At 43.8% G+C, this 23,937-nt stretch carries 26 protein-coding genes; 20 read left to right on the top strand and 6 right to left on the bottom strand.

Features of this window, described 5'->3' with window-relative positions:
• The first annotated feature begins 18 nt into the window (after positions 1–18).
• From WC526_03190 to WC526_03160, 7 genes are read left to right on the top strand one after another with little or no spacing between them, the layout of a single operon-like run.
• A complete protein-coding gene (locus WC526_03190) occupies positions 19–336 on the top strand; it encodes an Hsp20/alpha crystallin family protein (protein ID MFA5062127.1) in 318 nt (105 codons plus the stop codon).
• A gap of 35 nt (positions 337–371) precedes the next feature.
• Positions 372–2,285 (top strand): molecular chaperone DnaK, encoded by a 1,914-nt coding sequence (dnaK, locus tag WC526_03185; GenBank protein MFA5062126.1) that lies wholly within the window; start codon positions 372–374, stop codon positions 2,283–2,285.
• 3 nt (positions 2,286–2,288) lie between these two features.
• Complete coding sequence (locus WC526_03180) at positions 2,289–2,609, top strand: hypothetical protein (GenBank protein MFA5062125.1); 321 nt, start codon at positions 2,289–2,291, stop codon at positions 2,607–2,609.
• 20 nt (positions 2,610–2,629) lie between these two features.
• Entirely contained in the window at positions 2,630–3,763 is a 1,134-nt protein-coding gene (gene dnaJ / locus WC526_03175; GenBank protein MFA5062124.1) for a molecular chaperone DnaJ, read from the top strand.
• 7 nt (positions 3,764–3,770) lie between these two features.
• Positions 3,771–4,274 carry a sigma-70 family RNA polymerase sigma factor gene (locus WC526_03170; protein ID MFA5062123.1) on the top strand — a complete coding sequence of 168 codons (504 nt, stop codon included), beginning with the start codon at positions 3,771–3,773 and terminating at the stop codon, positions 4,272–4,274.
• Positions 4,275–4,277: 3 nt separating this feature from the next.
• The gene (locus WC526_03165; protein MFA5062122.1) at positions 4,278–4,877 is read left to right on the top strand and encodes a DUF5667 domain-containing protein; all 600 of its coding nucleotides are present in this window, start codon (positions 4,278–4,280) and stop codon (positions 4,875–4,877) included.
• Positions 4,878–4,885: 8 nt separating this feature from the next.
• Positions 4,886–5,566, top strand: coding sequence for a DUF5666 domain-containing protein (locus WC526_03160; protein ID MFA5062121.1), 681 nt, complete (start codon positions 4,886–4,888; stop codon positions 5,564–5,566).
• Between the two features lie 77 nt (positions 5,567–5,643).
• Here WC526_03160 and WC526_03155 read toward each other — a convergent pair whose 3' ends face one another.
• Both WC526_03155 and WC526_03150 read right to left on the bottom strand, forming a co-directional pair.
• The gene (locus WC526_03155) at positions 5,644–6,045 is read right to left on the bottom strand and encodes a ribonuclease HI family protein (protein MFA5062120.1); all 402 of its coding nucleotides are present in this window, start codon (positions 6,043–6,045) and stop codon (positions 5,644–5,646) included.
• Positions 6,046–6,058: 13 nt separating this feature from the next.
• On the bottom strand, positions 6,059–7,417 hold the full coding sequence (locus WC526_03150; GenBank protein ID MFA5062119.1) for a PEGA domain-containing protein: 1,359 nt from the start codon (positions 7,415–7,417) through the stop codon (positions 6,059–6,061).
• Between the two features lie 78 nt (positions 7,418–7,495).
• On the opposite strand from WC526_03150, the gene WC526_03145 reads away from it, so the two are divergent.
• Positions 7,496–8,800 (top strand): UDP-N-acetylglucosamine 1-carboxyvinyltransferase, encoded by a 1,305-nt coding sequence (locus tag WC526_03145; protein ID MFA5062118.1) that lies wholly within the window; start codon positions 7,496–7,498, stop codon positions 8,798–8,800.
• A 16-nt stretch (positions 8,801–8,816) separates the two neighbouring features.
• On the top strand, positions 8,817–10,097 hold the full coding sequence (locus WC526_03140) for a S41 family peptidase (GenBank protein ID MFA5062117.1): 1,281 nt from the start codon (positions 8,817–8,819) through the stop codon (positions 10,095–10,097).
• Here the strand turns inward: WC526_03140 and era are convergent.
• Complete coding sequence (gene era, locus WC526_03135; protein ID MFA5062116.1) at positions 10,087–10,965, bottom strand: GTPase Era; 879 nt, start codon at positions 10,963–10,965, stop codon at positions 10,087–10,089. The genes WC526_03140 and era overlap by 11 nt on opposite strands.
• Positions 10,966–11,037: 72 nt before the next feature.
• On the opposite strand from era, the gene rplI reads away from it, so the two are divergent.
• Together rplI and WC526_03125 are read left to right on the top strand one after the other, a co-directional pair.
• Positions 11,038–11,478, top strand: coding sequence for a 50S ribosomal protein L9 (rplI, locus tag WC526_03130; GenBank protein ID MFA5062115.1), 441 nt, complete (start codon positions 11,038–11,040; stop codon positions 11,476–11,478).
• Positions 11,479–11,482: 4 nt separating this feature from the next.
• Positions 11,483–13,117, top strand: a complete 1,635-nt coding sequence (locus WC526_03125) for a CTP synthase (GenBank protein ID MFA5062114.1) — start codon at positions 11,483–11,485, stop codon at positions 13,115–13,117.
• Here the strand turns inward: WC526_03125 and WC526_03120 are convergent, their stop codons facing one another.
• Positions 13,118–14,494, bottom strand: a complete 1,377-nt coding sequence (locus tag WC526_03120; protein ID MFA5062113.1) for a sugar transferase — start codon at positions 14,492–14,494, stop codon at positions 13,118–13,120.
• Between the two features lie 24 nt (positions 14,495–14,518).
• On the opposite strand from WC526_03120, the gene WC526_03115 reads away from it, so the two are divergent.
• Genes WC526_03115 through WC526_03075 form a run of 9 tightly spaced genes read left to right on the top strand, consistent with a single transcriptional unit; the run spans position 14,519 to position 21,671 of the window.
• On the top strand, positions 14,519–15,925 hold the full coding sequence (locus WC526_03115) for a S8 family peptidase (GenBank protein ID MFA5062112.1): 1,407 nt from the start codon (positions 14,519–14,521) through the stop codon (positions 15,923–15,925).
• Between the two features lie 60 nt (positions 15,926–15,985).
• The gene (locus WC526_03110) at positions 15,986–17,008 is read left to right on the top strand and encodes an NAD-dependent epimerase/dehydratase family protein (protein ID MFA5062111.1); all 1,023 of its coding nucleotides are present in this window, start codon (positions 15,986–15,988) and stop codon (positions 17,006–17,008) included.
• A gap of 15 nt (positions 17,009–17,023) precedes the next feature.
• Positions 17,024–17,686 (top strand): glycosyltransferase family 2 protein, encoded by a 663-nt coding sequence (locus WC526_03105; protein MFA5062110.1) that lies wholly within the window; start codon positions 17,024–17,026, stop codon positions 17,684–17,686.
• 1 nt (position 17,687) lies between these two features.
• Positions 17,688–18,023, top strand: a complete 336-nt coding sequence (locus WC526_03100; protein MFA5062109.1) for a DUF2304 domain-containing protein — start codon at positions 17,688–17,690, stop codon at positions 18,021–18,023.
• A 9-nt stretch (positions 18,024–18,032) separates the two neighbouring features.
• A complete protein-coding gene (locus tag WC526_03095) occupies positions 18,033–19,142 on the top strand; it encodes a glycosyltransferase family 4 protein (GenBank protein MFA5062108.1) in 1,110 nt (369 codons plus the stop codon).
• Complete coding sequence (locus tag WC526_03090) at positions 19,129–19,941, top strand: class I SAM-dependent methyltransferase (GenBank protein ID MFA5062107.1); 813 nt, start codon at positions 19,129–19,131, stop codon at positions 19,939–19,941. Before WC526_03095 ends, WC526_03090 begins: the two co-directional genes overlap by 14 nt.
• Before the next feature lie 6 nt (positions 19,942–19,947).
• Positions 19,948–20,460, top strand: coding sequence for a glycosyltransferase (locus WC526_03085; protein MFA5062106.1), 513 nt, complete (start codon positions 19,948–19,950; stop codon positions 20,458–20,460).
• Positions 20,461–20,469: 9 nt separating this feature from the next.
• Positions 20,470–21,333 (top strand): hypothetical protein, encoded by an 864-nt coding sequence (locus WC526_03080; protein MFA5062105.1) that lies wholly within the window; start codon positions 20,470–20,472, stop codon positions 21,331–21,333.
• A gap of 26 nt (positions 21,334–21,359) precedes the next feature.
• A complete protein-coding gene (locus WC526_03075) occupies positions 21,360–21,671 on the top strand; it encodes a YtxH domain-containing protein (GenBank protein ID MFA5062104.1) in 312 nt (103 codons plus the stop codon).
• Positions 21,672–21,744: 73 nt separating this feature from the next.
• Here the strand turns inward: WC526_03075 and recJ are convergent, their stop codons facing one another.
• A complete protein-coding gene (gene recJ / locus WC526_03070) occupies positions 21,745–23,523 on the bottom strand; it encodes a single-stranded-DNA-specific exonuclease RecJ (GenBank protein MFA5062103.1) in 1,779 nt (592 codons plus the stop codon).
• Positions 23,524–23,527: 4 nt separating this feature from the next.
• Complete coding sequence (locus tag WC526_03065) at positions 23,528–23,926, bottom strand: hypothetical protein (GenBank protein MFA5062102.1); 399 nt, start codon at positions 23,924–23,926, stop codon at positions 23,528–23,530.
• Positions 23,927–23,937: the final 11 nt, after the last annotated feature.

The following is a 23,937-nucleotide window of genomic DNA, read 5'->3' as shown; positions in this document are numbered from 1 at the left end:
CTTTTAACTTTAATTTATATGAATATCATTCCTTGGGCATTTGTGCCGGCAATGGATATGTATGAAACCGACAAGGATGTAGTGGTGAAATTGCCTTTGGCCGGAATCAAGCCGGAAGATGTTAGTATAAGTGTAGAAAAAGGCGTGTTGGTGATTAAAGGCGGATCAAAAAACGAACATGAGGTTGATGAAAAAAATTATTACCGCAAAGAAATTAGAAGCGGTGCGTTTTACCGGGAAGTGGCTTTGCCGACAGCAGTGTTGGAAGATAAGGTCAGCGCCGAATTTCAGGATGGAGTTTTGAAAATTACCGCGCCAAAAGCCGAAAAATCATAAAAATAAATAATTAAAAATTAACTTATTTTAAAATTATGTCCAAAGTTCTCGGAATAGATCTCGGTACAACTAATTCATGCATGGCCATTATAGAAGGCGGCCAGCCAAAGGTTTTGGAAAATAAAGAAGGCGCGCGCACCACGCCGTCGGTTGTGGCCATTTCCAAAAATGGCGAGCGGCTGGTTGGCCAACTGGCCAAACGCCAGGCCGTCACCAATCCGGAAAACACGCTGTATTCAATCAAGCGTTTGATTGGCCGCAGATGGGAAGACGCCGAAGTCCAGCGCGACCTTAAACTCATGCCGTATAAAATTGTTAATGCCGGCGGCGGCGTGAAGGTTGCGATGCAAGGCAAAGAATATTCCCCGCAGGAAATTTCGGCCATGATTTTGGGAAAGATGAAAGCTGACGCCGAAGAACGCTTGGGAGAAAAAATCACTGAAGCGGTAATTACCGTGCCGGCATATTTTGATGATTCACAACGTCAGGCCACCAAAGATGCCGGAGCAATTGCCGGTTTGGAGGTTCTGCGAATTATCAACGAGCCGACCGCGGCCGCGCTTGCTTATGGTTTTGATAAAAAAACCGAACAAAAAATTGCGGTCTATGATTTGGGCGGCGGAACTTTTGATATTTCCATTTTGGAAGTGGCGCCGGATAATGTTCAGGTGCTCTCAACAAACGGCGATACTCATCTGGGCGGCGATGATTTTGACCAGGTGATTATTCAATGGATTTTGGATGAATTCAAAAAGGACCAGGGGATTGATTTGAGTAAAGATCCATTGGCACTTCAACGCATAAGAGAAGCGGCCGAAAAAGCCAAGATTGAACTTTCAACGGCCCAGGAATCGGAAATCAATCAGCCGTTTATTACTTCTGACTCAAGCGGTCCAAAGCACATGGTGATGAAACTGACCCGATCAAAATTGGAAGAATTAGTCGGGGAATTGGTGGAGAAAACTTTAGGGCCGGTGCGCAAAGCGCTTGACGATGCCAAGCTGACTCCGAATGATTTACATGAAGTGGTGATGGTTGGCGGTATGACCCGTATGCCCCTGGTTCTCGCGACTGTGGAAAAGTTTTTTGGCAAAAAGCCAAATATCAGTGTGAACCCGGATGAGGTGGTGGCGGTTGGCGCGGCTGTGCAGGGTGGGGTGTTAAAAGGCGATGTCAAAGATGTTTTGCTTTTAGATGTCACGCCATTATCTCTCGGCATTGAAACCTTTGGCAGTGTGATGACTAAACTCATTGAAAGAAATACCACCATCCCGACTTCCAAATCACAGGTCTTTTCTACGGCGGCCGATAATCAGCCGGCAGTGGAAATTCATGTTTTGCAGGGAGAGCGTCCGATGGCAGGTGATAATAAAACTCTTGGCAAGTTTATCCTGGACGGAATCCCGCCGGCTCCGCGCGGTGTGCCGCAGGTGGAAGTGAGTTTTGATATTGATGCTAATGGCATTTTGAACGTCAAAGCCAAAGACAAGGCCACCAACAAAGAACAATCAATCAGGATTGAGTCATCTTCGGGCTTGTCAAAAGACGAAGTTGAACGCATGAGAAAAGACGCGGAAGCGCACGCGGCCGAAGATAAGAAAAAGCAGGAACTGATTGAAACCAGAAATTTGGCCGACACCATGGTTTATACAACCGAAAAAATGATGAAAGAAATTGAGGAAAAGAAAATCGCGGTTACCGATGACGAGAAAAAAGCGGTGAGTGAGGCGCTGGTCAAGATGAAGGAAGTTAAAGATAAAGATGATGTTGAGGCCATGAAAAAGGCGGCTGAAGAATTATCCAAAGCCGCGCAGGTTGTTGGCGCCAAGATGTACCAGCAGGGGCAGGCCGGACAAAGTGGGGCGCAGGCCGGCCCAAACCCCGGTGATCAAGGTCCCAAGAAAGAAGAAGGCCCGATTGAGGGCGAGGTTGTTGATGATAAAAAATAATATATGAAATCCATTTGCATGGTTTGTGGAAGAGAAAAAGCTGGTACATCAGGGGAGCCAATTTCTCATGGGCTTTGTGGAAGATGCGCAATTGCTACACCCCAATATAGAGGGGGCACAATAGCCGCGGTTAGAAAAAATTCGGATTTGATGAAAGATTTAAAGGATGGTCTTAAAGAAGAGATGGCCGAAAATACTAAATGGATTCCGCCGGAAGATAACCCCAACTGGAAAGATGTTGATTTTGCTAAAGAAAATTTAGAATTTTATGAAGAATTAAGAAGAGAAGTGGAATCAGAAATTAATATCGGGCTGAAAAGGTAACTTTGGCTAGTAACTTCGTTATGGGAAAAGATTATTACAAAATTCTCGGAGTTGATAAAAACGCTTCACAAGATGATATAAAAAAGGCCTTTAAGAAGGCGGCCATGGAACATCACCCGGACAGACCGGGCGGGAACGAGGCCAAATTCAAAGAAGTGAATGAGGCATATCAGGTCTTGGGTGACGCGGAAAAACGCAAGCGCTATGATCAGTTTGGCTCTGATTTTGAACAGCAGGGCGGTTTTGGTCAGGGCATGACATGGGAAGATTTCATGCGCGCAGCCCGCGGTCAGGGCGGCGCCGGTGGCCAGGGTGGTTTCCAAAATTTTTCTTTTGATTTTGGCGGGATGGATTTAAACGACATGTTTGGGGACTTGTTCGGTTTTGGCGGCGGCGGTTCCAGAGGAGGTTCCAGGCGCGGTGGACAAAGCCGCGGCCGCGATATTCAAATTGACGCGCAGATAGATTTTAAAGAAGCGGCCTTTGGCGTGGAAAAACAAATATCACTGCGAAAACAAAATAAATGTGATGTCTGCGGTGGCACTGGCGCCGAGCCGGGGAGTAAGATGGAAAATTGTCCGACCTGTCACGGCCAAGGACAAGTTGTGCAAAACCAACGGACATTTTTGGGCACAATGCAGACCGTCACCACTTGCCCGGATTGTCACGGCCAAGGCGAGAAGCCGAGTAAAAAATGCAAACACTGCAACGGCTCGGGCGTGATCACTTCCAACTCGGAAATAAAAGTAAAAATTCCGGCTGGCATTGATGATGGTCAATCAATCCGCCTTTCCGGCCACGGCGAAGCGGCAGGCCGCGGCGGTTCGTCCGGTGATTTGTATGTCTTGGTTCACGTCAGGCCGCTAAAAGGATTCAAACGCGAGGGGTATGATATTTACATCGAGGCCGAAATAAATTTTCCGCAAGCTGTGCTCGGCGACACCATAAATATTGAAACACTTGAAGGGCAAACTCGGTTAGTGGTTCCGGAAGGCACCGAATCCGGGCAATTGATCAGATTAAAAAATAAAGGCGTTGGGCATTTAAATGACAACGGCAGGGGAGACCAGTATGTGAAAATAAAAATCCGCGTGCCCAAACATTTAAACAAAAACGCCCGTAAGATTTTGGATGATTTGAAAAGTGAGTTATAATGATAGTGTGAAAAAGCACGATTTTGAAAAATTCTATCAAACCCATTTAGACAAAGTTTACCGCTTTGTCTTTTTTCGCGTTAGCGCCAATAAAGAACTGGCCGAGGATTTGGTATCGGAAATTTTTATGAAAGCCCTGGAGCATTTTGAGACCTATGACCCAAAAATCAGCCAATCCGCCTGGATCATGACAATTTGCAAAAATCACATGGCTAACTACTACCGGGATAAAAAGCCGGTCGGCTCATTGCCGGAAGAAACAGACGAAAATGTTGATAGTTTTTGGCTGAATTTGGCCTCGCGCGCCTTTAAAAAAGAATCAATAAAAAAAGAAATTTATGAATTATTAGCCAAATTAGACGAAAATACCCGTGAAATTGTAACCTTTCATTATATTTTTGGGTATAGCTATTTAGAAATCGCGGAAATGAAAGGCATGACGGAAACGGCGGTTAAAGTAGCGGCCCATCGGGCCATAAAAAAACTTTCTAAATTCGCCCAAAACGAGTAAATTATGAACTTCAAAGCCAGATACAATTTATGGAAAGCACAGAGGGATTTGTCGCCGGACAATAAATTTAAAATTGCTTTAAAAGCCAAATTGGACTCGGCTTGGCAAAAGAAATACGCGACTCAACTGAATTGGTACCAAACCGTTTGGTTTAAAAGAGCGGTTGCTTTTACTTCTGTTGTTATTATCGGCGCCAGTTTGGTTACCGGCTCCTATGCTTACACCAGTCCGGATGTAACTGAAGGCACTCCGCTTTACCCGATTAAACAGGAGATTGAAAAAGTTGAAGAAACAGTGCAGGTGACTCCGGAAGCCAAAGCTAAATTTTTGTTAAAACAAATTGATAAGCGCGAGGCCGAAGCCGTGGTAATTAAAAAGCGCGGACAAAAGCTTGATTCTGTTGATAAGCAAATACAAAAGGTTGCCGATAAATTGCAGAAGGTGGACAAAAAATTGGAAAAAATAAATCCTCAAAACAACAAAGTTCTCAAATTACGCACGGAAATAAAAAATAAATTAAAAAATAATTCAAATTTTAAATTTAATGAAGGCCTGCATAGGTCGGACAGGCAAATAAATAGGGATAATAATTATAATAATTAATTAGCCATATGAAAAAAATATTTACAATAGTTTTGATCAGCATGTTTTCGTTTATGTTGGTAGCCCCGGCATTGGCGCAAAACACTGAACATGCAAAAATAAAACCGGCGAAGTTGGTTGCTGCGGCTAAATTTACCCGCCGCGCCGTTACCTTGACCGGCAAAATTGTGAGTTTGGCCGGCACAACCGCGCCTACCAGTATGGTCATCACCGTTAACAAAGTGTTACCAAAGAAATTAAAAAATTGGACCGGTGCGTATCCTACGTCCACCCAGAATTTAACAATTCAGATTACTTCCACTACCAGAGTAATAAGAGAATTTTATGCCAAATCCGGATTGTCTGAATTGCAAATTGGCGACGCGGTGAGCGTTATAGCTAAGACCAACCAAGACGGCACGGTGACCGCCCAGCTTGTAAAAGATAATTCCATTCATGTATTTTCACGAACCGGCAAAATTGTTTCCATAGACACAGCCAGCGGAAGTTTTGTGTTCGCTTATGGCAAACACAACGCGACTGTAGTGACAGTAAAGACCGATGCTAACACAAAGTTCAAAGTGGCCAAAGTCACCAATCCGACATTGTCAAATTTTACCGTGAGCAGCACCGTTGCGGTCAGCGGACTGATTAACAGCAATACCAAAACTGTTTATACGGCCAAAACGGTACGTTTGATTAAACAGTAATTAACTAAAAAAGAGGGAGAGAAAGAGTTTTGAGCACTAGCGAAGCTTGGCGAAAAACTTTTTCTCTCCCTCTTTTATTACCTTATTTGGTCTAAAGTTTTATTTACCCAGTCGTCCGCTTCCTTATTTCCGGCCCGCAGAGTGTGTTTATATGCCACTTTTTTAAACTGACTGGCCGCGTTATAGGCCTGGACAAATAATTTTTGCAAATTGGGCTCGCGTACTTTGTATTCGCCGCGCATCTGTTTGGTCACCAGTTCACTGTCCAAAATACACTCCACTTCAGCGGCGCCCAACTCTTTGGCTTTTTTTAGTCCTAAAATCAGAGCCGAGTACTCGGCAAAATTATTGGTTTGTTCACCCAAAAATTCGCCAAATTCAGCCACGGTTTTTTCGGCTTCATTTTTTATAACAATGCCTGCGGCGGCCGGTCCCGGATTTCCGCGCGCCCCGCCATCTGAATAAATACTCAGTTTCATAGGTTAAATTTTTTTAATATTCTAAACTCCAAATACCTTCGTTTCCTTTTGTATTATCAATATAATATAAGATTTTTTTATCAGTATCGGCATCGGCAATGTTTATTTTGTCATTAAATAAATCATGCGATACCAGATAATAGGGGAAAAGGGCAGTGGTTTTATTTGCCCAAACCAAAGCCAAGGTGTTGTACTGATCAAGCGGAATCGCTTGCTGTAAATTTTCTCCGGATCGGTTTAACAGGTTCGGTTCACTGGCTCCGTCGCTGTATGTCCACAGTTCCCAAGGCGTCCAAACAATCAGCCAGTTGTTATATTTTGATACCAGGAATTTATCGCCGGAAATTTGAAAGGCGTTGTTTGCCGTCACCAGTTCCATCTCCGCGGTGCGGGTGTTTTTTAAAAGAACTTTACCGGCATCGGCCATAGCGATCTTGTATTGATTGCGGGCCAAATCATCCGAACCGGTGTAAGCCATTGAATTAAAGGCGGACTTAAATCCCAGAGTATCTGAAATGATTTTATATTGTTTGCTGGTGGTGTTAATTTGCAGGGTTAGGAGCCCGCCGCGATACATGTACCAATCCAGGTAACTGTTTTTAGTTACAATTTGTGTTTGCTGATTTTGGGGATCGTAGGAAATTATATTGTTTTTTGTGGAAAAATATAAGGCCAAACCTTGCGGATCCCACTGATATTTTTCTATTGCCTGGGCGGTGTTGGCGGAGATGTTTGTTATTGATAGGGGATTGTTAGCGTTCAAGAGCAGTAGCGTGGTATATGGAGAGGTTTGATTGGACACTACGGCGTAGTCGCCATTTTTTGACCAGGAAATTTTAAGCGGATTTAGAGTGTTAATTTTTGTTAGAATTGCGGCCGAATGATCGGCCGTGTTCCAAAGCCAAATTTCGGTGTTGTTGGTTTTTTGTGTGGTATAAATTATATATTTATAGTCATCGGACAGAGCGAATGTTTGCATGTTTCCGGATATCAGGATTTGCGGTCTATTTTTTTTAAGCAGAGAAATTTCTTTGATGTAAACGGTTTGTTTGTTTTTTACGTCAATTTCCGTTACCCAATCGTAATAGCCGGACGCACTGATGTTTAGGCCGTATCTTCCGGGTGCGATATTATTCAGGCGAATCGGCATGTTATCTTTTAATTTTATGCCATTTAGATAAACACTGGCCTGCGGCGGTTCTACATCAATACTAATCGCTCCGGTTTCTTTGAGCAGTCCATTGGCCCAGTCATACCTGTAGCCGGCCGTGTACATTATGATAATCGGCGAAGCAATTATAAAAAACGCAATAAAGAAAATTAGAGTGGCGCGCCTGATGGGATAAGTGAATTTAGTGCCCGGGTATTCCATACTTAAGCGTAAAAGTTGCATTTAGTTTGAAATTTGAGTATAATTATCTTAACCTAAAAAGCCCTTCTAGTCAAAATTATGCCTTATTTAATCGTAAACGGCGGAAAAAAATTGCATGGCGAGATTAAAAACCAGTCGGCCAAAAATTCGGCCGTGGCCATAATGTGCGCCAGTTTAATGATAGACGGCAAGACCGTTTTAAAAAATGTGCCGCAAATTGAAGAAGTGAACCGGATGTGTGAACTGTTACTTAGCATGGACGCGAAGGTGATTCAAAATGGCTCTGATTTAACCATAGACACAACCGGTGGTTTGAATTTTGAAAAAATTGATGCCACCGCTTCAGAAAAAACCAGATCGTCTTTGCTTTTGCTGGGCGCTTTGGCGTCGCGAAAAATCAGTTATAAATTATATAGATCAGGCGGCTGTCGGCTGGGTCAGCGCACGGTCAGGCCGCACTTGTTTGCCCTGCAAGCGTATGGAGTGGAAGTGGCGTCAAAGCCGAAGTTCTATGAGGTAAAAAATGGCGCCCTTAAAGCCGCCAATATTGTGATGTATGAATCGGGGGATACTTCAACTGAAAATGCGATTATGGCCGCGGTCTTGGCGCCGGGTCAAACTATTATAAAGATGGCTTCGGCCAATTACATGGTGCAGGACTTGTGTTATTTTTTAAATCAAGCCGGAGCAAAAATTAGCGGCATCGGCACCACCACTTTAACAATTGACGGCGTCAGTAAATTGCGTCCGATGGCAAGTTATCCGATAATGCCGGATCCAATTGTGGCCATGACCTATATTTCGGCCGCGATTGTCACTGGTTCGCATTTGACCGTTTCCAATTGCCCGCTGGAATTTTTGGAACTGGAATTGTGCAAGCTTGAGGTGATGGGACAAAAGTATAAAATTTTAAATAAAAGGAAATCCACCAACGGCCAATTTGCGGTGGCGGACATAGAAATCATACCCAGCAAGCTTGTTTGCTTGCCGGATAAGATTGAGTGCCGGCCGTTTCCGGGTTTAAATATTGATAATCTGCCCTTGTTTATTCCCATTTTGGCCAAAGCCAAAGGCCGGACACTGGTCCATGACTGGGTTTATGAAGACCGGGCGATTTATAGCTTGGAATTAAAAAAGTTTGGCGTGGATGTGACTCTGATAGATACGCACCGCGTCTGGGTGGAAGGCCCGACCAAGTTCAAGCCCAATGAAGTGATTTGCCCGCCGGCACTGCGGCCGGCCGTCAATGTCTTAATTGCCATGCTGGCCGCGCCGGGAAAATCACTTTTGCGCAGTACCTATGTGATTGACCGCGGTTATGAAAATTTATACGAAACGCTAAATAAAGCCGGGGCCAGTATAAAAATAATAAAAAATAAATAAATTTATCTTTGCCATTATGGAAAGTCCCATCAATAACCCCGTAACCAGTCCAATAAAAACCCGCGCGCAGAAATATATCGGCATTTATATTTCCGTGATTTTGTTTATCATTTCTTTTGGCTTGGGTGTTATTGTCGGCCGGGTTTGGTATGTCAATCATCAGATAACAGATGATTCCGGCAATGTGCAAATTAGCAAAGTAATAAATTTAGACAGAACTGTTAATCATTCGGATAGTGTTGATTTCACTCAATTTTGGACGGTCTGGGATCAGATAAAAAGCCAGTATGTAAAACAGCCGGTCAAGGATGCGGACATGTTTTATGGCGCTATTCAGGGTTTGGTGGCTTCGCTTGGCGATCCGTATTCTTTGTATTTTCCTCCGCAAGCAGCTACAGAATTTGCCAAAGATTTGTCCGGCGAGCTTGAAGGTATCGGCGCTGAAATTGGTATTAAAAATGATCAATTAATGGTGATCGCGCCTTTGCCTGATTCGCCGGCCCAAAAAGCCGGATTGCGGCCGGGTGACAGCATTTTGGCGATTGATGGGACAAGTACTTTTGGCATGGATGTGAATACGGCGGTTAGCAAAATCAGAGGCAAAGCCAACACCCAGGTGAAGTTGACTATTGCCAGAGACGGTGCCACCAAATCACAGGATATTATAATTACCAGGGCTAAAATCAATGTGCCGTCAGTGATGTACGAAATGAAGCCGAATAATATTGCTTATATCCGGCTTTTACAATTTAATGATAGTACCAATACCGGATTGGATAAAACCATAAAAAATTTGAAGGCCAAGGGCGCTAAGGGAATAATCTTGGATTTGCGAAGCAATCCGGGCGGATATTTGGACTCGGCCGTGTATGTGGCCAGTGAATGGATTAAGACGGGTGTGATTGTCAGCGAAAAGGGTGTTGACGGTTTAAACAATGAACACCAAACTCTGGGTGATCACCGATTGGCCGGTATGAAAACCGTAGTTTTGGTGGATAAGGGTTCGGCTTCAGCTTCGGAAATTGTGGCCGGCGCTTTACAGGACACCAAAGCCGCCACCATTATTGGTGAAAAAACTTTTGGCAAGGGATCGGTACAAGATTATGAGCCGTTCCCGGATGGTTCGGCTTTGAAGTTGACCGTGGCTGAATGGTTTACACCCAGCGGAAAAAATATAAACAAAGAAGGTGTCACTCCGGATATTGTTATGAGTGTTGATTGGAGTAAAGAAGTAGTTGGTCAGGATACGGTTTTAAGTAAGGCGATGGAAATTTTGACCCCGACTTCTACACCCTAGTTTCCCAGTGTTTATCAACCTCAACTTCAAGCTCTAAAAATACTTTTTTATTCAGGGCTGTTTCCAGTTCTTTGCGCGCGGCAATGCCGATTTCTTTTATGGCCCGGCCGCCGGCGCCGACAATCATTTTTCTGTACCTGCTGTCAGTGGTATAAATGTTTGCTTTAATGACAAACATGTCCGGTTTGTCTTCAATATCTTCAATTTCAACATGCGTGGTGTATGGCACTTCTTTGCGCAGGGCTTTAAAAATTTTTTCTCTGATAATTTCCGCCACCCAAAAACGTTCATCCACGTTTGTCAGTTGATTGGGCGGATAAATTGCTTCACCAACAGGTAAAAATTCCAAAACCTTATCGCGCAAGGGCTGGACATGGCTATTACGCAAAGCCGAAAGTTCAAAGACCGCGGCAAATTGATCACTCAATTCGCGATAATTTTCCAGATAGACCTTTTCCTTTTCCGGCAGATCTGATTTGTTTATCACGAGCAGCTTGGGAATGGCTAAATTCCTGATCAAGGCCAAAGTGGCCCGTTCCTCGGCGCCCAAACTTTTGGTCGGATCAACAACATAAATTATCAGATTTATATTTTGGATTGCTTCACAAACCCGTTGGGTTAGAATGCCTGATAAAGCGCTTCTGTTTTGTTTAAAAACACCCGGGGTATCAATAAAAACCGCCTGTCCTTGCGGGTAGTTGAGTACTCCGTGTATAATATTGCGTGTGGTCTGGGGTTTGTCGGTTACGACGGCGATTTTGGTCCCGACCAGCGTATTAAGCAGGGTTGATTTGCCCACGTTTGAACGACCCACCAGGGTGACAAATCCGGATTTAAAAGGCAGGGTTTCCGATTGTTGACTTTCCATATTTTTCATGTTTGATTTTTGCAATAAGTATGTAGTATACTACTACTAATTGTTAGCTAAAGCAATAGGGGTATGAAGGTAATCTTAATTCAAAATGTTCCCGGGCTGGGCAAGATAAACGAAGTCAAAGACGTAGCCGACGGTTATGCCCGCAATTTTCTGTTTGCCAAAAATTTAGCCGTGCCGGCCACCAAAAAAATTATGGTTGATTTGCAGGCCAAAAGCACAAAGGAAGCCAAGGATCATGAAAAAGATTTGCGCGAACAACAGGAGCTGGCTGAAAAGTTAGACGGCTGGGAAACCGAACTGAAGGAAAAAGTCAGCGACGGTGGTTCGCTTTACGCGGCCGTCGGTCCGCAGAAAGTTTCCGAAATTTTGAAAAAATCAGGTTTTTCCGTGGATAAAAATCAAATTGTGATGAAGCCCATAAAAGAAGCGGGGGAGTTTAAAGCCAAGATAAAGTTTCGTCACGGTTTGGAAGCGGATATTATAATTATAGTGTCAGCAAAATAAATTTATGGCCAAAACCAAGTATATTTTTATCATAGGCGGAGTTTTAAGCGGGGTCGGCAAGGGGGTATCAGCAGCGTCAATCGGCAGAATTTTGAAAAATAAGGGTCTTAATGTTTCGGCCATAAAAATTGATCCGTATATCAATGTTGATGCCGGCACGATGAATCCGATTGAACACGGCGAGGTTTATGTGACCGAAGACGGCGATGAGACCGATCAGGACCTGGGCAATTACGAACGATTTTTAGACACAAACATTTACTCAATAAATTACATGACCACCGGCCGGGTGTATTTAAGCGTGATTGAAAAAGAGCGGAGCATGTATTACAAAGGCAAGTGCGTGGAGGTGGTGCCGCATATTCCCATGGAAGTCGTGGGCCGGATAAAGGCGGCGGCAAAAAAGGCCAAGGCCGACGTGATGATTATAGAAATCGGCGGCACCGCCGGGGAATATCAAAATATTTTGTTTTTGGAAGCCGCCCGCATGATGAAGCTTAAAGAACCGGACAATGTGGTTTTTGTGCTGGTCAGTTATTTGCCGATTCCCGGGCACTTGGGAGAAATGAAAACCAAACCGACCCAGTACGCGGCCAGAACCTTAAACAGCAGCGGTATTCAGGCCGATTTTATCATCGCCCGTGGCCGGCTGGAGCTGGACAAGCCCAGACGGGAAAAGCTGGCCCTGTTTTGCGGTCTGCGCAGCGAAAAAGATGTGATTGCCGCGCCGGATGTAAAAACCATTTATGAAATTCCGGATTTATTTGAAAAACAAAATTTCAGCAATTTGCTTTTAAAAAAATTACAATTAAAACCGAGACCAAAAGACGGAAAAAAATGGCGCGACTTTATCCGTAAAATGAAAAAAGCGGAAACGGTTATAAAAATCGCGGTGGTGGGAAAATATTTTGGCACCGGCAATTTTACTTTAGCCGATTCCTACATCTCGGTAATTGAAGCAATTAAGCACGCCTGTTGGCATAATGGCCTGAAACCGGAACTAACATGGCTTGACAGTGAGGAATATGAAAAGAATCCGGCCAAACTAAAAGAGTTGAGTTCTTATAATGCTCTGATTGTGCCGGGCGGGTTTGGCGCGCGCGGAGTGGAAGGCATTATTTCGGCCATCAGATATGTCAGAGAACACAAGATTCCGTTTTTAGGGTTATGCTACGGCATGCAACTGGCCAGCATTGAATTTGCGCGCAATGTTTTGGGTTTGGCCAGGGCGCACACCACGGAAATAGATGCCAAGACCCCGGAGCCGATTATTCATATAAATAACAAGCAGGCGGAGAACGTAAAAAATAATCATTACGGCGGCACTATGCGCTTGGGTGCGTACAAATGCGTCTTGGTGAAGGGCACTAGGGTTTTTAAGGCCTATGGCGGCAAAAAGATTGTGAGCGAACGCCACCGTCATCGTTATGAATTTAATAATGATTATCGCGAGAGATTGACCAAAGCCGGTATGCAAATCGCCGGTGTCAATCCGGAAGCTAACCTGGTTGAAATTATTGAACTAAAGGACCACCCGTATTTTGTGGCCAGTCAGTTTCATCCGGAGTTTAAATCCCGTCCGCTTGAGCCGCATCCGTTGTTTGTCGGTCTGATCAAAGCGGCGAAGTTATCTTTATAATTATCTTCCCATCATTTTTAAGACCGTGTTTACCGTGTGCAAGGCGATTGAGAGATCAAGCATAAAGCCCCGATTTTTGATGTAATACAAATCATACTCCAATTTTCGCAGATTTTCTTCTATGGTTCCGTAATATGATCGGTGGAGCTGGGCCCAGCCGGTTAAGCCCGGTTTTATCAGATGCCTTAAAGGATAGTAAGGCATTTTTTGCGTGAGCTGTTCTACAAATTCCGGCCGTTCCGGTCTGGGGCCGATGATTGACATTTCGCCTTTTAAAATATTAATAAATTGCGGGATTTCATCCAGCCTGGTGGCGCGCAAAAATTTTCCCACCTCGGTGACGCGATTGTCGGCGGTGGCGGCAAACTGCGGACCCTGCGTTTCGGCGCTGCCGTCGGCGGCTAAACTTTTCATGGTGCGATATTTATAAATCGTAAACTGCGCCCCGCCCCGGCCGATTCTTTTTTGTGAAAAAAATACTGCGCCTTTGGAATCAAGTTTTATGGCCAGGACAATGAACGGGTAGGTAATCGCAAAGAACAGGCCGATGATGACGCCGAATAAATAATCCGCCAGTATTTTTATACGATCATAAATTTTTTTCTGCTGTTCCTGCAAATGGGCGATAAACCAGCCCTCGGAAAAAGTAAACGGCGGAATGCGGGCCATCAGCGTCTGGTAAAAATCAGCCAAACTGACTATGCTGATTTGTTCAAACAAACTTTTGTATAGATTTTTTAGGAGTTCTTCATCGCTGGTTAGTTGCGGGGACAGGACGATCAGATTAATCGGCCGAGTTTGATTTTGTAATTTGATTTCTTCAATGGTTTTTCCAAACGGCAAGTCCGGAAAAATATTTTTATCCGCTTCATTTCTGGAAATAATTCCAACCACGAAATATCCGCTTTGCGGTTCGTTTTGTATAAATTTGATCAATTCTTTCACTTCGTCGGTAATTCCGGCAAAAGTCACGTTCAACTGCCAGACATTGGTGGAGATAAATTTATTATAAAGAAACCGCCAACCAGAAATTATACCAAAACCGATAACAACCGTGAGCAGAAGTATGGTCTTTGGCGATACGTTTTGTTGCGGTCTGATGTAAAAATAAAGGACGCCGATAACCATCCAGGAGAGCGCCGCGATAATGATTTTTTGGAAAAATTTGAAGTTATTTTTGGCCTTAGTGATGTCGTATAGGCCGGCGATAAACAAAATGACGGCGGCCAGAATAAACAGTATGGTCATGGGCGCTAACAAATCTGACAGTTTGTGCCCGGTTAGGGCCAAATTTCGCAGATAGACAGCCAAATAAAGGCCCAAAAACAGTCCGGCCATGTCTCCTAAAAATAAGGTGAATTGTTTAAAGCGGTACATGTGGTATAATAATTAAAGCCAAATATGCCTAAATCGTACTACTTTTTGCTTAAAAAATCAAGCCAAATCACGCTGGCTGTTATTTTTTTAATTTTGCCATTTTTGTTTGTTTCTGCGGCCAAGGCCCAGGCGCCCAACGACCCTAAGTATGCTTTACAGGCGCCGTATTTGCAACAAATCAATGCTCCCGGAGCTTGGGGTTATACAACCGGCACTAAAAGCGTGGTTGTGGCGGTTACTGACACCGGAGTTGATATTGATCATCCGGATTTAGAAAATAACATTTGGACCAATACCAAGGAAATTCCAAATAACAGTGTTGATGATGATCGCAACGGATATGTTGACGATGTCTATGGTTGGAATTTTGTTGAAGATAATAACGACGTAACCCTGTCGGCCATTAAACAATCCGATGATTCGCAAGCAGTGGTTCACGGCACGGTTTTGGCCGGACTTATCGGCGCGGTCGGAAATAACGGCATTGACGGAACGGGTGTAAATTGGAATGTAAAAATTATGCCTTTGCGCGTGATGGATAGCAGCGGCAACGGCGCTTTGATTAGTGTGGCTAAGGCAGTTGATTATGCCGTGGCCAATGGAGCCGGTATTATCAGTTTAAGCATAATCGGTGATGTGAATGATTCGGTTTTTGAACAAAGTTTAAAGAATGCCTATAAAAAAGGCGTGCTAATTGTTTCGGCAGCCGGAAATGACCGCTTGTTCGGTGATGGTGATTTAAGCAAAAACAAGCACTACCCAATCTGTGCCGATTCCGGAGACCTGGATAATTGGATTTTGGGCGTGACAGCAGTGGATTTAAAAGATAAATTAAGCGATTTTGCTGATTACGGCAGTTGTGTTGATTTGTCGGCTCCCGGGGAAGGAATTTTTAGCACAGAGCTTTTGTCGCCGGCAAACGGTTACACAAAAGAGTTTGACGGTGCCTGGTATGGAACTTCTTTTTCAGCTCCGCTCGCGGCCGGAGCCGCGGCCCTGGTTAAATCAATCAGGCCCGATTGGGACGCAAAAGAAATAATCGCCGATCTTTTAAGCACAGCTGATGACATTGACGGATTAAATCCACAATTTATCGGTCAATTGGGTTATGGCCGCCTTAACGTCGGCCGGGCTGTGGCCAAGGCCGTGGTCAGCCGGATAATTAAGCCGCCCTTAAAATGGGACGTTTATAGCGGCGGCTTGATTTTTGTGAATTTAAAAAAGAAAAAATTAACTTTGGAAACAGTGGACTTTAAGGGCAACAAACAGCCCCTGTGGAGCGCGAACGGTGTTACGGATGTAAGCGCGGTGCGAGTTGGAAACTATTGGAAGAGCGGCGAACAGGTTTTGATTAAGGCCACCCAAAATAAACAGTTAGTGCAGTTCGTTGTTGACCTGGAAAGCAAGAGCTGGATGCGCGATGTGGAGTAAATTGCAAATTTTAGCTAAAAATGATAAAATACTTATCGCTTATATATAATTTAGATATTTATGGATACTCCAATTTTTGAGAAAAAAAACGTCCTCGTAACCGGCGGAGCGGGATTTATCGGTTCGCATTTGTGCGAACGCCTGCTTAAGGAAGCAAAAGTTATTTGTCTGGATGATTTTTCCAATTCCAATCCGGCCAACATCAATCACTTATTGCAATATCCGGATTTTGAATTTATTAAATTTGACGTTAATCAGCCGATTGATTTAGAAAAATTTGAAGAGCTGGACAAGTTCAGGGTTAAATTTCAGGGCATACAGGAAATTTATCACCTGGCCTGTCCGACCAGCCCGAATGATTTTGAAAAATTAAAAATGCAGTCGCTGTGGTCAAATTCTTCGGCCATGATTAATACTTTGGATTTGGCGGTAAAATATCACGCTAAATATGTTTTTACCTCTAGCTCGGTAGTTTATGGCAACGCAACCGACAGCAAAGATGTTTTTAAAGAAACGGATCAGGGAATTGTTGATCACTTGTCTCCGCGCGCCTGTTACGATGAAGGCAAGCGTTTTGCCGAGACCTGCGTGGCCACATACCGGCAAGTGCACGGTATAGACGCCAAGATCGCCAGGGTGTTTACGGTTTACGGCCCGCACATGAAACTTTTTGAAGGCCAGCTGATTCCTGATTTTATCATCAATGCCTTGGACGGCAAGGATCTGGTTGTTTATGGCGATGAAAATTTTTCCACCTCACTTTGCTATGTGACTGATTTAATTGACGGCTTGGTGCGGCTGATGGATAGCGCGCCTGATGTAAACATAGTGAACCTGGGCCATGACAAAGTGGTAAAATACGCGGATGTGGCCAAAATGATTATTGAGGCCACCAATTCCGGTTCAAAAATTCGCTTTGAAAAACCATTGCTGTTTTTAACCCGCAAGGGCGCGCCGGATTTGGCCTACGCAAAATCAGCTCTGGGCTGGATGCCTTTGGTGCGTTTGCAGGACGGGCTTGAGAAAACCGTAGATTATACCATTGCCAATAAAGAGGCAATGCTATTTGATCATAATTACTAGACACAATTACCGGTTATGGTTTTTATAGTTATTCCGGCCTACAATGAAGAAAAAAATATCGGCCGCGTAATCAGCGGCCTTTTTAATCATGGGTTTAAAAATATCGTAGTTGTTGATGACGGGTCAGCCGACCAAACTTTTCAAGCGGCGACGGCTGCCGGCGTCTACGCCTTAAAACATAAAATAAACAGGGGACAGGGTGCGGCCCTACAAACCGGCGACGAGTTTGCCATAAGTCGCGGCGCGGAGGCGGTCGTGCATTTTGACGCTGACGGGCAGTTTGATCCGGCTGATATAAGTCCGGCGCTGGAGACGATGAATAAAAATAATGTTGACGTTATTTTCGGATCAAGATTTTTAGACGGGCGCTCGCAGATGCCGTGGTCAAAAAAATATATTATCTTTCCGGTTGCACGGGCGATTAATAAAATTTTTACAGGCGTAAAGCTCTCGGATGTTCACAATGGTTTTCGTGTATTATCAAGAAAAGCTCTGGAAAAAATAAAAATTACCCAGGATCGCATGGCGCATAATTCGGAGATTGTTAAACAAATAAAAAAAGCCGGACTGACTTTTAGGGAATTTCCCGTGCGGGTGACTTACCACGGTTATGGACAAGGACCCGCTGGTGGTGTAAAAATATTATGGGATCTTTTTAAAGCCCGTTTATTAAAATAATATGCTTATCCAAGTATTTTTAATCATTTTTTTCATCTTCGCCATTATTAAAGTAATCAGCCGTTATCAGGCCGGTGAATTAAGCTGGCGCGGTTTGTCGGTCTGGGTGTTGTTTTGGCTTGCCGCCGGCGTGGTGGTTCTGCTCCCCAATTCAGCCGCTTATTTGGCAAAATTGGTCGGCATCGGCCGCGGCGCCGATTTGGTAGTTTATGTCGCGCTCACTCTGCTTTTCTTCGTAATTTTTCGCCTGATGATAAAAATAGAACAAATGAACAGGAATATCACCAAACTGACAAGACAAAACGCTCTTGAGGAAAAAACCAAAGATAAAGTATAAATATAAAGTATGAAAATCGCCCATATTGTTTCAACTTTTCCGCCGCATTTGGGCGGCATGGGCAGTGTCTGTTGGCATGAGGCGGATTTGTTGTCCGACAAAGGACACGATGTGACCGTGTTCACTTTAAAATATCCGGACACGGTTTATGATGATACCATCAATTCATTTTCAGTAGTTCGGATTCCGGCTTTGTTTAAATACGGCGATGCCGGTGAAATCCCGCAATTAGCGTGGCATTTAAAAGAATTTGATTTGGTGCACTTGCATTATCCGTTTTATGGCGCCGCCGAATGGCTTTGTTTCAGCCGTAAGCCGTTTGTGCTCACTTATCACATGGATGCCCAAACAACCGGCATAAAATCCGTTTTACAAAAAATGTATGATCTGGTTTGGCCGCCGTTTATTTTTTCCCGGGCGAAAAAAGTCATTGTGGTTGACAGTGATTATTTTAAAACCGTGCAGTATGCCAAAAAAGTGAAACCGGAAAATGTGGCAGAGATTGCCAACGGCGTTGATACGAAAATTTTTAAACCAATGAGCGTTGATTTATCCGAAGTTGATTTGCAGGATTTGAGCGGTAAAAAAATTATTTCATTTGTGGGCAATCCGATTCCGCTCAAACGCTTGGACCTCTTGCTGGAAGCGATTAAAAAAATAAATGACTCCAATATCGCGCTGGTGGTTGTCGGTGGGGGATATGAATTGGATAAATATGTAAAAATGGCGAATGAATTGGGCATTTATTCCCAAGTGAGATTTGTCGGCGCTTGCGCCAACAGTCAGCTTTTGGCTGATTATTATAATATTTCCGATTGCTTTGTTTTGTCGTCTGATTATGAATCATTCGGCATGGTTGTTTCTGAAGCTATGTCCTGCGGAGTGCCGGTTGTCGGCACTGATATTCCGGCCATCAGAAACAGAATTACCGACGGGGTTGACGGACTTTTATTTGCCAAAGGATCGGCCGATGATTTGGCCGCTAAAATTTTACAGGTGCTGGCCATGCCGGCGGAAACCAAAAAACAAATGGGCGAAAATGGCCGCAAAAAAATAATTGAAAAATATAGCTGGGATACGCATGTTGAAAAACTAGAAGCTGTTTATGGAGATGTTTGATTACGAAAAATCCGTCTGGGGACAGGGTGTGGCGAATTTAAAATGGAGTTCGCCGACCAGTTTTCGCTTAAAGCAAAGTTTGCGGGCTTTGCGCGGCGTGCCGGCGGCCGGAAGTGTTTTGGAATTGGGTTGCGGGGCCGGCCAGTTTATCAGAACGATAAAAAAACTTCGTCCGGAATTGGAATGTTACGGCTGTGATATCAGTGAGTCGGCGATAAGTTTGGCTAAAAAAGAAAATGACGGCGTTACTTACGCTTTAAACGAAAGCGCAAAATTGCCTTACGCGGATAATTTTTTTGAAGCCGTGCTGATTTATGACGTGTTGGAGCATGTTGAGGACGTGGACGCGGTTTTGTCGGAAATTAAAAGGGTTTTAAAAACTGGCGGAGTATTTTATTGTTTTGTGCCCTGCGAAGGCGACTGGCTTTCCTATTGGCATTGTTTGGAAAATTTTGGTTTAAAAAAAGATCTGACAAAAAAATATGCCGGGCATATAAATTATTTTTCCCGTAAAGAGCTTTTAAAAAAATTGGCAGAGGCCGGGTTTAAAAAAGCAAAGGTAAGATACAGTGAGCATGTTTTGGGACAGTGGGTAGGAATTTTATCCTTTTATTTAATGGATAGGGCGGCAAAAAAACAAGGTGTGGAGCAAATGAATAATGAAAAATATTTTTCGCAGTTAGACGGCAAGGGGATTGGCGTGATTAAAAAATTGGTAAATAGTTTGATATATTTGGAATCAGTGATATTTTCTAGGATTCCATCTCCGAACATACACATAACAATGAAGAAACTTTAGTTAAACATGAAAGTCATCCATATAATTCCCGCCGCCTTTGAGTACTTTGATCAGATAAAATCAGAGGCCTTTAAGCTGGTGGAGGACTTATATAAGTTGGGAATTGAAACTGAAGCGGTTACTTTGCAGTACGGAAACACTTCCCGAAGAATGGAGCGTGAGGTTCAAAAAGTTGCTTCATCGCACAGCTTGGCCGGTACTGAAAATGTCAGTGACATAATTTCATCCTTAGAAAAATTTGATATTGTTCATTTACACACGCCGCTATTTGGCCTGGCCGGAAAAATCCTGAAGTGGAAAGTTTTGCACCCCGAGATTCCTTTGCTAGTTACCCGCCATCGTAATATTATTACTGCTGACCTGTTCAGTTTGTTGATACAGCTGTATAATGTTTATTATGTTCCGCGTTTGTTAAAAGCGGCAGATCTAGTTATTGATGAAAGGAAGGAAAAACAGCTTGCGCTTGACTACGAAATGGCATATAATAATCTAGCATCTAAAATTTTAATAAATAAATAATTTTTATCTATGGACGAAAAAAAGACATTTTTTGCCAGTTTGGAGCCCAAAAGCGCTCTGCTGGTTGGCGCCATCGGCGGCGTTCTGCTTCTTGGTACCGTTGGTTTTGTGGTGTTAGGCGCTGTAATGTTAAAAGGCGGATTGGCTGATAGCACAACAGCAAAAGGAACCGGTAATGAGGTTGTGGCCGCTAATACAGCCAATACCAACCAGACACCGCAAACTCCGGCCGCCGCGACTGTGACCAAATCAGCCAAACCGAAGGTTGAATTGTTTGTTATGGCCTATTGCCCGTATGGACTGCAGATGGAAAAGGCCTATTTGCCGGCTTGGGATTTATTAAAAAATAAAGCCGACATCACTGTAAAATTTGTTGATTATGCCATGCACGGCTTAAAAGAAATTGAAGAGAATACCAGGCAATATTGTATTCAAAAAGAACAGCCGACAAAATATATTTCTTACCTGAAATGCTTTACCGGCAAGGATGATTTTCAGTCGTGTCTGACTTCAGCCGGCGTGGATGTTTCCAAATTAAACAGTTGTGTTGATGCCACCAACAAAACTTATGGTATAATGGATAAGTATAATGATCAGAGCACTTGGCTTAGCGGCCAGTATCCTTTATATCCGATTTATACTGATTTGAATACACAATATGGCGTGCAGGGGTCGCCGACCTTGGTTATCAACGGCACACAGGCGGATGCCAATCGTACGGCCGAGGGCGTAAAAGAGGCAATCTGCGCCAGTTTTACCAATCAGCCGTCAGAATGTAATACCACATTAGACAACACCTCATATTCGGCGGGCTTTGGCTACACTGCCGGCGCAAACACCGGAAGCGCTGACTGCGCTACTCCAGCTCAATAAATTGTTTAATAATAATTTATTATTATATGGGCAGATTTAAGAAAGGACTTTTGTTGGGCGGCATTTTAGGCGCGGCTTTGATGTGGCTCAATGTTACGCCAAAAGGAAAAGAGATGAGAGATAAAATAATGGAACATGCCGATGCTTTGTTTATGCAGCTCAAAGAAAGCATGAAACAGCTGGAGGGGCCCACCAAAGAAATGTATGACGCGTTGGTGGAGCGTGCCACCGAGGAGTACGCGAATAAGCGCGAGATGGCTATGGATGTAAAAGCGGGATTGGTGAAGGAACTGAAAAAGAGATGGGGGAAGCTGGAGAATGAGATTAAGAATAGATAATACTTAAAAAACAAAAGAGTGAGAGAAAAAGTTTTTCGCCAAGGCATACGCCTAGTGCTCAAAACTTTTTCTCTCACTCTTTTGTTTTCTTTATATCCTCTATCGTAAGTTGTAGTTCTCTATTTCCATTCCATTCATTTACGCCGACCGTAAAAACCATATCAATTTTGTCGCCGGGTTTGAGGATTTCTTTCCAGTTGGTTTCATTTCTGTTGCTGTCGCCCAAGCCGAAGCCAATGGTTTTTTTAATCACCTGGGAATTATGTTTTACCATCAGGCGCAGATGCTTGCCGTCCTGACCGACCGGTTCAATACCGGCGAGCGTGAGCGAGCCGGCCGTATACACCGGTTCTTCGTTAGCCATGCCAAACGGTTCAAATTTTTGCAGCAGATCATATAATTTCCAATTCACTTCATCCAAATCAACCTCGGCGTCAATATTTATTTGCGGCAGAAGTTCAACGCCGGCGGTCTGCAAAGCGGCCGCTTTAGATAATTTATTTTTAAATTCTTCCAGTTTATCTTTGCTTTTTAATTCAAAACCGCAGGCCTGCGGATGGCCGCCGAATTTTTCAAAAATTTCAGGCATGGATTGAAGCGCCGCAATCAAATTGAATTCTTTTATGCTTCGGCCCGAACCGCTGATCTCGTCTTTTGCTTCGCCCATGACTATAGCCGGTTTATAAAATTCATCTTTTAATTTTCCGGAAACCAGCCCGAAAATACCGGTTGGCCAGTTCTGGCCCAAAACAAAAAGCACGCTGTTATTTTCCTGGTGGGTTTCTTTTATTTGTTTGCGCGCTTCGCTGACATATTGTTCGGTCAGTTTTTGGCGGTCAGTATTATTTTTATTAAGCTGCGCGGCCAAGGCCTCCGCTTCTTTTTCGTCCGTGGCCATGAGCAGGGCATAGGCGGTATTGGCGTGATCCATGCGCCCGGCGGCGTTCAGTCGCGGTACGATTTGAAAACTGACGCTGTGGGCGTCATAAGCGCCGCGTTTGCTCTGGCCTTTTTCGTCGGCAATGCCGGCCACAACACATAATTTTTTTAAACCGATATTTCTGGTTTTATTTAAAACCGTAAGTCCGTATTTGGTCAGGGTGCGGGATTCGCCAAGGAGCGGCACCATGTCGCCGATGGTGGCAATAGCCACCAAATCAAGCAGCCATTTTTCAAAGGCCTCATGAGCTTGTCCGTCCGGCAAAGTGTCGTTATCTTCGGTGTGTTTTTTAAGCAGGCCTTGAACCAGTTTAAAGGCCACGGCGGCGCCGCACAAGCCCTTATCCGGGTAGTTCTTATCAACCAAGGGGTGAATAATCGCGTCCGCCGCCGGATTTTTTTTCGGCACGGTGTGATGATCAGTTACAATAATTTGCATCCCTTTCTTTTTTACCAAAGCTACTTCTTCAAAATTACTGATGCCGCAGTCGCAAGTGATGATTAAATCGGTTTTTTGCGCGGACAAAGATTCCACGGTATTGGTGTTTAAGCCATAGCCGTCAATTTCGCGGTGGGGAATAAAGACGCTGACATTTTGCGCACCCAATTTTTTTAGCGTGCTGACTAAAATTGCGGTCGCACAGACGCCGTCGGCGTCATAGTCGCCATGCACGACAATATTTTTTTGCGCCTTGATCGCTTTAAAAATTATCTCCAGCGCTTTTTTCATGTCCTTAAATAAATACGGATCATGAATATCCTGGGAGTAGTCGGGGTTTAAAAATTCATCAATTTGCTCCTGCGCATGAAGATTTCTATTCCAAAGCAGGCGGGCGATAATCGGCGGCAACTCCGGATGAGAATTTATAAAATCCGCTGACGGCGGAGAACTGATAATCCATTTTTTGGGCATAGAGTTACTTGGTGTTGGCGATTTCCTTTAGAGTCATTTTTTTAAAATCCCAGTATGAGTCGGCTAGAAACAGTGTAAACATTATAAAGAAGGCGTCAATGGACCAATATTCCGCGGCCGGGATTGGTCCGCCATAGGTGGCAAAAAGCAGTATTCCCAGGGCGATCCAATAAATTAAACTTTTTCCGGTTACCTGTCTTCTTTCTGAAATATTAATTTTATTTCTGATTTGCCAGATATAAAGAAAGTATAAAATTATAAACGGCCCGACGATGTACCATTCGTAGTCGCGGGGATCAATCAGTAAATATTTATTTAAAGCAATAAAACCCAGCCAAATGTATATTTGAAAGGCAAAAAATAAGAAAATTATGTCCAGTTGGTATTTACGGAGCAAACGCATAGTCCGGGCGC

This window comes from Patescibacteria group bacterium, from assembly GCA_041649475.1.
Taxonomy (GTDB): domain Bacteria; phylum Patescibacteriota; class Patescibacteriia; order Magasanikbacterales; family GWA2-37-8; genus JBAZNA01.
Note: the sequence above shows the minus strand (reverse complement) of the source record. Positions and strands in the feature narration are given on the sequence as shown.